Genomic DNA, 12442 nt, shown 5'->3' on the forward strand with positions numbered 1-12442 from the left:
TTAGTAAATTATTCGTCTTGCTTTTTGTATTCGTGCACTGTACTTCGGTTTTGTGGCGCAAAAGTCCATTCCACGAGATACTTCTTTCACTGTAAAAGGAACTTTTGAGAAAGAGAAGAAGAAATTTCCTCATATTGAAATTGCTCTGGCAGATACCAACGATCTAAAGATTAAGAAGGATATCGTTTATAAAAATATAGCCCAACGAGAACTAACAGTTGATGTTTTTCAACCTTTAGCAGAAGGCAAAAATATTGGAATTTTACTGATTCATGGTGGAGGATGGAAAACAGGTGATAAGACACATATGCATGAGCTGGCCAAAGCCCTAGCAAAAAAAGGGTATACTTGCTTTGCTGTAGAATATAGGCTTTCGCTCGAAGCTAAATACCCAGCTGCTGTTGAAGATTTACAAGATGCCATTCGCTGGATAAAAAAAAATGTGACACAGTATGCTATTCATCCCAATAATATTATCTGTTTAGGAACCTCTTCTGGTGGACAACTCGCTTCTTTGATTGGGGTATTAAATAAGTCCCTTGCGACAAAAGCCAATAAAAGCACACTCAGTCCAAGTGTAAAAGCAGTAATAAATATAGATGGTCTATTGTCGTTTACCCATCCAGATGCCCAAGAAGGAACAATGGCTGCCGAATGGTTAGGTGGAGATTCTATTGAGGCAGCACAAAATTGGAAGCAAGCTTCCGCCCTTACTCACCTCTCCAAAAATTCTGCGCCTATGCTTTTTATAACCAGTGGCTTCAAACGATTCAGCGCAGGGAAGAATGATTTGATGCAGTACTACAAAAAATGGGGAATTTCATACGATGAATTACATTTTGAACATTCACCGCATACTTTTTGGTATTTTCACCCGTGGTTTATTCCTACCGTAAATAAGATAGATGAGTTTATTTCAGGCTTAATATAAATGTCCGACCAAACTATTCAAATAGACTTCAATATTATCATACACCAAACTTAAATCTCTTCCATTCGCATTCGGTTTGGTATGATCTAACCCCTTTGATTTTTCCCAATCATCTGGCATACCATCCCCATCTGTGTCTAAAGGCACAGTCTGCGTATTTAGTATTGGCCATCCGCCCACATCTGTTTGCGAATCAATAATACCTAAAAATCCTGTTTTTGAACCTTTATAAGTATAAGTACCATCTCGGACCTCATCGACAATTCGACTATCCACCGTATCACGTTTGTACGAGGCTCCTGATTTTTCTAACACTGTTTGATAAGCCTGCTCCGCTGTAGGTTGCTCAGCAGCCCATATCGGTTCAAAAGGCTGATGCGCTTGTACCAACCTTTGATTAATCCCAGAACTAAAGACAACTCCTCCAGACCAATTTTGTTGTGAAATAGAGGTGTTTCCAAACACATAATTTCCTTCTACAAAAAACCTTCCATAACCCGGCGTATAAGCGGCACCATTCTCTTTTGAAACTTCTAGAATACGGTTCTTTTTATTATCTGGTGTCGCTGGACCTGCTTTAAAGTAATTATTTACTATGTTATACTCCCCATTTTCTCCTCCATAAATAGAGTTTCCGCACCAATTATACAATACGTTGAATCTAAAATCTACCACATCCTTTCCGACCGGACTAAGCCCACCTGTGCCAGGTCTGTTTCCACCATCAAATCGAGGGTTACGGCTATTGTGATGTGCCAATAAATTGAAGTAAAAAGAAGCTTTATGGCCTCCCCAAATACCACCATAACCATGATCATCTTTTTCATGGAAAGATTTATTTAAGCTTTCGGCAAGCAAACAATATTGCATGGTGAAATTTTTGTTTGCATAGAATGAAGCACATTCATCAATAGACCAGCTCATCGAGCAATGATCAATAATAATATTTTGGCGATAACGTCCCCAGATAGCGTCGGTTTCCTGCTGCGTTTCATCTCCTAATCGGAAGCGTAAGTAGCGTATTATCACGTTATCCGCTTCCAAATACACTTCATAATTTTGGATACAAATTCCGTCGCCTGGAGCTGACTGTCCTGCTATCGTTAAATCTCCATTACGAATGACTAAACGGCTTTGCAGTTTTATATTTCCAGAAATCTCAAAAATGACAATACGTTTTCCGCTTTGATTTATGGCATCGCGAAGACTTCCAGGACCGGAATCATTTAGATTAGTTACTTTGATAACTTTACCTCCTCTTCCTCCGCTGGTCATTTTTCCAAAACCTAAAGCCCCCGGAAAAGCCAACTCTTCTTCCCGTGGCAATCCATTGGTCATAAAATCGGTTACTGTCCAGCTGGAATATTGGTTTGAAGGTTTACTTTTTATAGCGCGAATACGCACGTAATATTTCGTCTGCTGACTTAAATTATCAAAAGTATAGGTAGTATTGGTTACCATACTTGTAGAAGTGATAATTTCTGTAAAGGAATTGTTCAAAGACAATTCTAACCTATATCCCTCCGCCCCTGAAACGACGTTCCATTTTAGCAAAGCAGAGGAAATGTACGGCTCTACCTGGATCCCTTGCGGGGCTGTCAATTCTTCTGTTGGAGGTTCTACATCACTCGTATTCGCACTCTTTGAACAATACACGAATAAAAATACCGTAGCTCCCAACAGCATTACAATCTTAACAGCATGGTAAAGCCGAACAAAATTCATCATTGTTTTATCTTAGTTTCTCCAACGCTCTGGACCAATTCCATTAAGTTTTAAATCCAAATTACCCAACGTAAAGTTTCCTGCATCAGCATTTGTAAATTGAGGATTCAACAAAGTGAAATTTCCTGTATCATTTTTCGCATTCGATGCTGTACTTCCTGTAAAGTTCGGTGCATTATGATAATTATTTTGCGTCATCTGCGTGATTGTTGTGGCAGCTTGATTACTATGCAAACCATTTGATTCCGACACAATATTCTTGCTAAAATAGATTTGATGCGAAGCCAAACGTATATACAACATTCGGTTTGAAGTACCCGCTAATACTTTATGGAAAATATTATTTTCAATATAAATCTTAGATTGAATACCAGGGAAATTGGTACTTCCTCCCGCATCCATACGGAACAAATCTCTTGCAAGCACTGAATTATAAACCGTATTATTACGGAAATAGAACTCATCAGCTAAACCATTACGAAAGTCAATAAAATCACCCCCAGCACATTCGATATTATAAATCAAATTGTTGGAATAGGTCGCTTTAGAGATCCGCACTTTTTTATTGACATACAACAATCCTTTCACATAATTTTTGAATTCGGAATTTTCAATAGATAATTCTCCATATGCTGAAGTCATATCTTCATCGTAGAAAATAGATTGATTTTGTGAAGGATTTCCTGTGCCATCCATAATGACATCTTTAAGAGTCAATCCAGCTCCTCCTTTTACTTTTAATACCAATCCTTTTAAGACTGGCTTATCCGCTGGTCTATACCCTTGAATAGTTATCGTCTTGGAGACTTCTAAATCTTTTTCTATTTTATATTCTCCAGGCTCTAGCGCAATGATATCGCCATCTTGTAGCGTAGCTAAAATTGCCGCAAAGTCTTCAGAAGGTCCGATTTTGGTTACATTATCCCCCAACATCGTAGTGAAGCTAATTGTGCCACGTGTTTTTGCTCCATTCATTAGACGGGCAGTATAAGTAATATCACTGCCCAAACCCTCAATAGTAATGGAGCCGTTGGTGATATTTTCTGCGGTAACAGGTATATAACGATTTCCTGGAGATAACTCAACCGATGTAGCTGTTAGGCCAGCAGGCCAACGTAAAATTGCAGAAGAAGAAGTAATTTCCTCTGGATCGACAGCGCGGAGTATCTGTTCTGTACCCGTAGTAAAAGTGGCCGTGGACCATTTTGATTCTCCAATATCCGAGCCCACAGCTTGGATTTTCACCAAATATTCTGTTTCGCCATCCAAACCTGCAACAGTGTATGGAAGTTCGTCATATTGGATATTCTCAATTCGCTTCACAGCAGTACCCGTACCGGCAGGATTATCATAAAATTCAATATGATAAGCACTAGCATTGTATACTTTTTTCCAATTTAAACGCACGCTGGTACGTTCTACTACTTGAGCTACAACATTGGTAGGCGAAAGCGCTCTATCTAAATGGAGTTCTGAAATCTCTGTAGTCAAGTTACTATCACATGCAACAAAAGTCAGCGCTAACGCCGTTGTTACAAGACCAAATATTTTATAAGGTTTCATGATATTTCAGTTTACAGGTTTAAATGTTTGTTATCTAACATGCCATTGGAACCTTCAATAAAGATTTGCCAGATGGGCCAAAATTGCTGCTTATTAGGGTCCTTGCCTGGATATACCAAAGCATCCCAATACGTAGTTTGGTCACTCGAAGCAGACATGGTCCACGTTTTATTGGCTGTATAGCCCAATGAAGCACCTTCTGCATCCGTATCACCAAAGTTCAAACCATAGATTTCAACCGTTTCACCATCTGCTAAGGTTTTATAGTAGATACGTGTTGGCAAATCGGCATACTTACCTGTCCGTGTTTCTAGTTGTTGCAATTTGGTTTTAGCTTCCGTCAATTTAGTTGCCAACAAGTTCCAACGGATTAAATCCGCTTTACGAAGCATTTCGCCTGTAAATTCTAACGCTCTTTGATCTACAATAGCATTAAAGAAAGCCGTTTTAGAACCTGTAGCTTCAGACATTAGCGTATTTACCTTAGCGGAATTTGTCGGAAATGCTCTATCCAAAATCATTTTCAAGTAAGGTGCAGCCGCTTGAGGTCCATCCAATTCATTAATAGCCTCAGCAGCCATTAAAATTACATCCGCATAACGCATATACATCCAGTTCAAACCATCATCATTGGTCGAAGTAACCCTACGGTTCATCCATTCATAACGGTATTTCCCAAAATACATCCTTCCCAAGGTGGTTGGCACTTGAAAACCACCAGCATCTGCAGCATCTGAAGAAGCACGATCCCATTCGTATGGCACTACCGACACACTTCTGCGTACATCTTCCTTATCAAATTCGTACCACATCAATGGATTAGCAACGACAGTTCCTCCACGATTTTGACCAGTATATTTATCCGTCTTAGTATGACGCACACCCAAATCAAAAATCACACGTCCACGACCTTCACTAAATGGAATTTCCCACATGGATTCTCCACCAGCCAATATATTCTCGCCATTGAATCTGCGGAATAATTCCTCAAAACCTAACAATCTCAGCGTCCCACTATTGATGATATCCAAACATTCTTGTTTTGCTATAGCGTACATTTTATCTTTGGAAAGATCTGGATCCGAACTCAATCGTACTGTACCATCCAAACGTTGTGAATAACCTCCTGCAGCCAATGCCAAGCGTGCGCGCAATCCTTTCGCAAAAGCTTTATTCACGCGTTCCACAGATTTAGTGACATTAGATTCATTTGGCCAAGGCAAAAGGCTTGCAGCTTCATCCAAGTCTGCTAATAATTGCTTGTAAATAACATCCTTGTCCGAACGTGGTAAATAAGTTGTTTCTGTATTAATCGGTTCAAAACGCGCTGGGACATCCCCCCAACCTTTTATCAAATCATTATAAATAACCGCACGCAACACCAACACTTCACCCAACACTTGAGCCATAGCTGGATTTCTGTCTATATTACCGTAATTACGCAAGCCTCGAATCGCCATATTAGCACGTTCTATTCCTTCATAAAACTTTGCCCAGGCATTATTGTCGGTGTTCATTTGGTCATTTTCCACATTGGTATTGTAATTGCCCAATCTGGATTTGTCGTCGTTAATTGTTTTTAGTGAACTGTACACTTCCACATCTGTATTGGTCCCGTAATAGACCAAATAGCGACCACGATAGGAGTTCGTCTCCCCGAAGGACTGCAAAATCCCTGGAATTACGCCTTCGGCAAGGCTTGGTGTGGAGAAAATCACAGACTCATCCAACGAGGATTTGGTCGGCGCTTCCAATATATCTTTACAACTCCAAGTTGCAAGGGAGGCCGCTAATATTAAGCTAATGGTAATAATCTTTTTCATAATCAGTCAAATTAAGTCTTACTAAAAGTTCACATTCAAGCCAAAAAGGAATGATTTACTCTTTGGATAAGCCGAATAATCGACACCAGGAGTCAACGGCGTTTGACGACGAGTAGAAACCTCTGGATCAAAGCCGGTGTAATTAGTAAGTAGCCATAAATTATAGCCTGAAGCGTAAATACGCATATTCTGCATACGTAAACGTGAAGAAATCTGCTTTGGTAAAGTATATCCTAGCGTCAACGTAGTCATGCGTAAGAATGAGCCATCTTCCACTGCCCAATCACTAAATACAAACGAACGCATATAAGGAGACCACATAGTCGTATTAGCATTCATCTGTGCTAACTCCGCGGGATCATTGCTGATGGTTCCATCTTCACGCAAATTTGTCCAGCGATTGCCCGAAGCCATTTCGGAAGTCATATTTCGAGAGAAATACTGGCTAGTGCTCGTATACTCGATTTTATTGGCGTTGTAAATATCATTGCCATAAGACCAATTGAAATACGCCGCTAAATCAAAATTGTAGATACGTGAATTGATAGAAAAACCTCCTGTATTCAATGGGTTGGCATTTCCAATAATCGTACGATCGGCTACCGAAATCATACCATCACCATTTACGTCTTTCAACTTCATCGCACCTGGACGCATGGTGCCCACCACATCTGCTGCAGTTGCTACACCTTCTTTTAATTTCCATTGATTGGAGATATAACCTTCAAAATCATCCACCTCATAACGTCCATCGCTAATATACCCATACATACGACCTACAGGAGCTCCTTTTTCAACCAAATAATCCATGTTGATCGCCGTTGATGCCCAACGTGAGGTACCTGGAATATTCTCCACAGCACCTAGATCTAGAACTTTATTTCTGTTAAATGCAATGTTAGCATTCAAAGACAAATCAAAATTTTCTTTACGCAAAGCGGCCCAGTTAAGAGAAAACTCCAACCCTTTATTTTGGGTATTACCAATATTGCGGTATTGAATATCATAACCCGTTCCACCTACAGGATAAGCAATCAATAAGTTGTTCGTTTTATTCAAATACGCATCTACCGTACCACTCAATCTATTATTCAATAATGAAAAATCTAAACCGATATTGCGTGTAATAGTTGTTTCCCACTTCAAGTCGGGATTTGCCATGGTTTTGGAAGCTGCCCAATAGTTATCATAACCATTTACCCACGTTGTGGTAGAGTTATTGAAAGTTTGTACCAATAATCCGGCAGGAATTCTATTATTTCCAGCTGCTCCGTAACTTGCTCTCAATTTCAAATCGCTAAGCCACTGCGCATTTTGTAAGAAATCTTCGCCCGAAATACGCCATGCTCCAGATACCGATGGGAAGAATCCCCAACGATTATCTTTCGAAAATTTAGATGAACCATCCGCTCTAAACGTCGCACTCAATAAGTATTTTTCTTTATAACCATAATTGACACGTCCAAAAAATGATAAAAGCTTATCATCTGGTGAAAAGTTATTGTCAATGGAATTTGGTTTACCTTGCGTAGTCAATTTACGCGCTTCATCAAATGTAAAAGTCTCTGGAAATCCGTGAAGAACATTGGACAAAATTTGATTTTGCGTCATTAAATACTCTTGACCTACCAACATATTCAACGAATGATCTTTGGAGATCAATTTTTTGAAATCAAAATTCAAGGTGTTGGTATTGCGCCAGCCATTACGGTTTGTATTAGTAAGCCATAAAGCTGGTAAATTTTGATTAGCACTAGTAGGCACATTACGTACATAATAAGTCGTACCACCATAAAAACGATCTTGATCATTGCGGTAGCCATCATAACCAAACTCACTTCTCAATCGCAGGTTACTTACGATTTCATACGTCAAAGCTGCATTAAGATTATATGTTTTGCGTTGAAAATATTGATCATTGTCCGAGATAGCTACCAAAGGACTATACAGATTGAAATCATCATCCGTTTCTGTTGTCGTTGTCAATCCTTCCACAGGAAAAGGCGGATATAGCATCGCATACTTTAGACGGGAGTCCGCAGAAGAAACTTCATTTTGCTCATTCATACCTCCGCCGTTCACTCGCATATCCGAATAACGCAGTCCTAAATCCAACGTTAAATTCTTGTACAGTTTGTGATTGAATTTGAAATTCACGTTCTGGCGTTGAAAATCCGACATTTGCATAATTGCTTTATCCTTCACGAAGGAATGACTTACACTAAACTTCGTTTTTTCGCTACCACCATTGAAATTTAAGTTGTGGTTGTAGGTATTGCCTGTACGACCAAACACAATCTCTTGCCAATCGTTCGCTTGTACATTAGCATACAAATCTATATCCTGATAATTACCAAAGTAATCCGTATAATTAGTTAACTTATTTGCCAATAAAGCTTGCTCATACTGCCATGTCACATAATCCATTGGATCTAAAACATCCAGTTTTTTCGCTAGATTACGTGCTCCCGTAAAAACATTTAAGCTAATATTGGTCTTACCTGCTTTACCACTTTTTGTGGTCACTAAAATAACCCCATTCGCCCCGCGAGAACCATAGATAGCTGTAGATGAAGCATCTTTTAAAATATCGATTGTCTCAATATCCTGTGGCGCTATATCTGCAATAGAATTCACAGGAAAGCCATCCACAATATACAAAGGGGAATTATCCTGCGTGATGGAACCTCCTCCACGAACACGTACAGTCAATTCAGCATCAGGCGAACCTTCAGTCGTAGCGATATTCAAACCTGCAACACGACCTTGGATAGCTTCTAATGCAGAAGCAACTGGAGCTGCAGCTATGGTTTTGGAGTCAACTGAAGATACAGCACCAGTTAAATCTTTACGTTTAACTGTTCCGTAACCAATCACCACCACTTCTTCCAACGCTGCTTCGTCACTCGTCAAGGTAAATTGCAGATTATTTTGGTTGCCGACCACCCTTTCTTGGGTTTCATAGCCCATCAGATTCACCACAATGATTTCATTGGAAGAATTTACTTGAATTCTGAATTTTCCTTCAGCATCGGTGCTCGATTTTCGATTAGTGCCTTTGACGCTAACCGTGGCACCGGACAATGGTTTGTTGTCCGTATCCGAGACAACGCCATTAACGGATCGCTGTTGGGCAAAGGAGATTTGCCACATCAGTACCATCATGAGTACAGTAAATGTTACCCTCATAGTGAACAGATTTAAATTAGTTAAAACAACTACTACATCTTCCTTAAGGGAGCTATAGCCTTGTTATTAAATGTTTATTAATTATTGTATAAATGGTTACCACCTCCGCAGAGGATTACATAATATTTTTCAAGGTAGATGAAAATATTATATACAATATTAAGGTATAAATAAGGCGCTTAGACAAGGTTTTGCGCTAAAATTGCGCAAACGATACCGACAACGTTTGCAGAAAAACGCTAAAAAATTGCGATTTATTAAGAGTTTGGAAGCTGGTTTTGAGTTATAAACAGCCTTTAATAATTATTATGCCGACATAATGCTTAAAAATGAAATTTCTAGTAAATAAAAAATGAGACAACGTGTTGTCTCATTTTTTATAAACCTATTTTTTTTTAAACTGTAAAATCTTCTATTGAAGCATCGGGTGCATTTTCACTTACGGAACGAATACCGTTATCCCTGCCCGCTGCAGATTCATACATTTCGCTCGAACCTATGATTTGGCCATTAGAAGATTTTAAGTTAAAATAATATTTGTTGTTAGCGGATTTTTTGCGGTCAAATCTTTCGTCAATCTGTGAATTAGTCCGAACAGATTCAATTCCATTTAAACAACCCGCTTTAGATGAATAGCCTTCACTACCCAAAATTATTTGACCATTCCCAGCTTTTAAATTAAACTGAAACTCGCCATTAGAACGCTTTTTAATTTCAAACTTCCTCATATTTATTTTTTTAATTTGTTAATAGACAATCGCATATATCTACATCGAGAAAAATATAGATACTTGCTTGGTTATCAATCCACTTAAGAATTAACATCTTAATTTACGTTTTTATTATTAATAAAAAAATAGCTGGAATTATAATTAGAAAATGACAAGATTGAATTTGTGTTATAAAATGCGGTTTTTTGAAATTAAAATAATTTTGCCCCATACTCTCCTGTTTTGTGCAATGGGACACCCGAGATAAATTTTCTCAATTTAGGTCTAGATCAAAGAGATCAACAATTGCTTTTTGATCATCATTTTTGATAATCAGTCTTTCATATATCTGTTCTGAATATGGGGTCTGTATTTTCACTTTGTAGATCGTTTTGATTATCTCGATTGTTTGTTCTGCACTGTATCCCGCGTTTTTCTCTTTCAGTAGCCGTTCCAGTTCTTTGTAGACTTTGCACGCCGCAAACGAGATACATATGTCTTTCGTTGCTGTCTTCTTACGGATACGATCCAGCACATCATCGGCACGTTGACCATATCTTTGCAATTCACTTTCTATAATCTGTTCATCGGGATCGAGGGAACCAACGATGTATTGTAGCTCGGTATCATTGCAGGTATTGAAGAACTCCATCAGTTCTTTCTGACCCTGTTTCGAAATGTTCTTAGCCAGATACTGGCTGTAGAGCTCCTTTATGTATTCAAGACGTTCCAATAGCTTCCCTTTTCAATACAGTACGGTCGGGAACGGGAAAGTGGTTAGTCGGAAATGAAAAAAATTATTTCTTCAATATATCAAATAAAGCCTGATTGATATAAAGTGTTTCTTTCCATACCTTTTTGGGAACTAAGATGCCAATTTGTTCCAGCGTTTTCAGATATTTTGATGCAGTAATCCTCGAAATGCCCATTCTTTCGACGACGAACTCGATCTTGCTGTAAGGTTGCTCGAAAATAAGTTCCAATAGCTCCTTATTATACATCTTTGGCGCTTCGGATTTCATCCTCTCTTGTGTCCGGGCAAACAATGTTTTAATGGAATCAATCTGCTGGATGGTCTGGCGAGACGTTTCTTCTACGGCCTGTAACATGAACAAGATCCAGTCTTCCCATTTGTCGGCCGTCCTGACTTCCTGAAGCAGGCGGTAATAGTCGGACTTGTGCTTGATAATGTAATCACTAAGATACAGTACCGGACTATCCAGTAAGCCACACAGGATCAGGTAAATTACATTGAGTATGCGGCCAGTCCTCCCGTTGCCGTCATAAAATGGATGGATACTCTCAAATTGGTAATGCTGTACAGCTAACTTGATCAACGGGGATACTTCGTCTTCTTCATTGATATAATCCTCAAGATTCTTCATCAGTGCAAGTATAGCTTCCTTGTCGTCTGGTGGTGTATAGATCACTTCGCCTGTTACCGCATTTTTCAATGAAGTCCCGGGAAGTTTTCTCAATCCTGCATTGTTCTCTTCCAGTACTCTTTGGATAGCGATGATCGTATTGGTATTTAGAAATCCTCGCTTCTGTACCGCATGATATCCTTCCAGGATTGCTTCACGGTAGCGGAGTACTTCCTTGGTAGCCGCATCTATTTCTATCCCTTTTGCCGATAATGCCTGATAGAGTTTGTCATGTGTAGTAATTACATTCTCTATCTCAGAACTCGCACGTGCTTCTTTTAGAATGACAGCGTTCAATAAAATAGAGGGATTAGGCAATGTATGGGCTAAGCCTTTCAGCTCTGCCAAGGCGATGGCTGACTTCGCTACTTGCCTCAATATAGGAATTGTCTCAATTTTCGATTGTGATACGGGTAGATGGGGCAATCTGTTATATGGTGCTTCTACATTTAGTTTCATCCGTTTTCTTCTCTTTGTGACAAGTGGGAGCTCTCCCGGACTTATCGGGGATCGATTTCATCATGTAAAGTTTTTATACACGAGTGTATTATCATGTAAAGATAATTGTTTTTTTTATATATGACAATAGTGTCATGTAAACTTCTTTATCATGATGGCATCAATACAGAATTTGCTCAGATAGTATGAGTGCTACGGCCAATGCGCCGGGGATATGCTGCTGGGCATTGTGAAAGTATGCTTTGACGGACTGAGTGGCCTTGACCAGATGGGCGTGCACTGTTTCGGGACTAATGCTCATCAATGCAGCAGCCTCTTTATAAGATTTGCCCTCTATCTTGCATAGGTTGAATGCGCGTTGCTGTTGTGCAGGTAACAAGCTGATTGCCTGTTCAAGTATTTTCTTTGTCTCTCTTCCATCGAGTTCCTCATCGGTGTAGTTGGCAGTTTCGGAACTGTCTTGCCGCACTTGTTTGTAAAATACGGTATTACGTGCCTGCTTACGATAATGATCCGTAACCAGTCGCTGTGCGATACGATATAGATACCCACCAAATGGCTGTTTACCATAGTGTTTCCGTACAGTTTAGGGCTTCGTCTTGTGTTGCAGCCTCACCC

General features: G+C 39.4%; 7 protein-coding genes and 2 pseudogenes. 1 reads left to right on the forward strand and 8 read right to left on the reverse strand.

Annotated elements, in window-relative coordinates; genetic code table 11:
* The first annotated feature begins 52 nt into the window (after positions 1-52).
* Positions 53-931 carry an alpha/beta fold hydrolase gene (locus H8B04_RS04310; protein WP_190301566.1) on the forward strand — a complete coding sequence of 293 codons (879 nt, stop codon included), beginning with the start codon at positions 53-55 and terminating at the stop codon, positions 929-931.
* On the opposite strand, the gene H8B04_RS04315 is transcribed toward H8B04_RS04310, so the two are convergent.
* From H8B04_RS04315 to H8B04_RS17410, 8 genes and pseudogenes are all read right to left on the reverse strand, one after another.
* Complete coding sequence (locus tag H8B04_RS04315) at positions 923-2659, reverse strand: fibronectin type III domain-containing protein (protein ID WP_223815267.1); 1737 nt, start codon at positions 2657-2659, stop codon at positions 923-925. The genes H8B04_RS04310 and H8B04_RS04315 overlap by 9 nt on opposite strands.
* Positions 2660-2668: 9 nt before the next feature.
* Positions 2669-4219 carry a DUF4957 domain-containing protein gene (locus H8B04_RS04320; RefSeq protein ID WP_190301567.1) on the reverse strand — a complete coding sequence of 517 codons (1551 nt, stop codon included), beginning with the start codon at positions 4217-4219 and terminating at the stop codon, positions 2669-2671.
* A gap of 11 nt (positions 4220-4230) precedes the next feature.
* Complete coding sequence (locus tag H8B04_RS04325; RefSeq protein ID WP_190301568.1) at positions 4231-6042, reverse strand: RagB/SusD family nutrient uptake outer membrane protein; 1812 nt, start codon at positions 6040-6042, stop codon at positions 4231-4233.
* A 21-nt stretch (positions 6043-6063) separates the two neighbouring features.
* Positions 6064-9231 carry a SusC/RagA family TonB-linked outer membrane protein gene (locus tag H8B04_RS04330; protein WP_190301569.1) on the reverse strand — a complete coding sequence of 1056 codons (3168 nt, stop codon included), beginning with the start codon at positions 9229-9231 and terminating at the stop codon, positions 6064-6066.
* A 395-nt stretch (positions 9232-9626) separates the two neighbouring features.
* A complete protein-coding gene (locus H8B04_RS04335; protein ID WP_190301570.1) occupies positions 9627-9959 on the reverse strand; it encodes a YegP family protein in 333 nt (110 codons plus the stop codon).
* Positions 9960-10215: 256 nt separating this feature from the next.
* Positions 10216-10440 (reverse strand): annotated as a pseudogene (locus H8B04_RS17560) (IS1634 family transposase); the annotation flags it as partial.
* Positions 10441-10738: 298 nt separating this feature from the next.
* Positions 10739-11824: a Fic family protein gene (locus tag H8B04_RS04345; RefSeq protein ID WP_190301572.1), complete on the reverse strand. Its 1086-nt coding sequence runs from the start codon at positions 11822-11824 to the stop codon at positions 10739-10741.
* Between the two features lie 160 nt (positions 11825-11984).
* Positions 11985-12383, reverse strand: a pseudogene (locus H8B04_RS17410) (RNA polymerase sigma factor); the annotation flags it as partial.
* Between the last annotated feature and the right edge of the window lie 59 nt (positions 12384-12442).

It is taken from the genome of Sphingobacterium litopenaei (assembly GCF_014692495.1).
In the GTDB taxonomy this organism is placed as follows: Bacteria; Bacteroidota; Bacteroidia; order Sphingobacteriales; family Sphingobacteriaceae; genus Sphingobacterium; species Sphingobacterium litopenaei.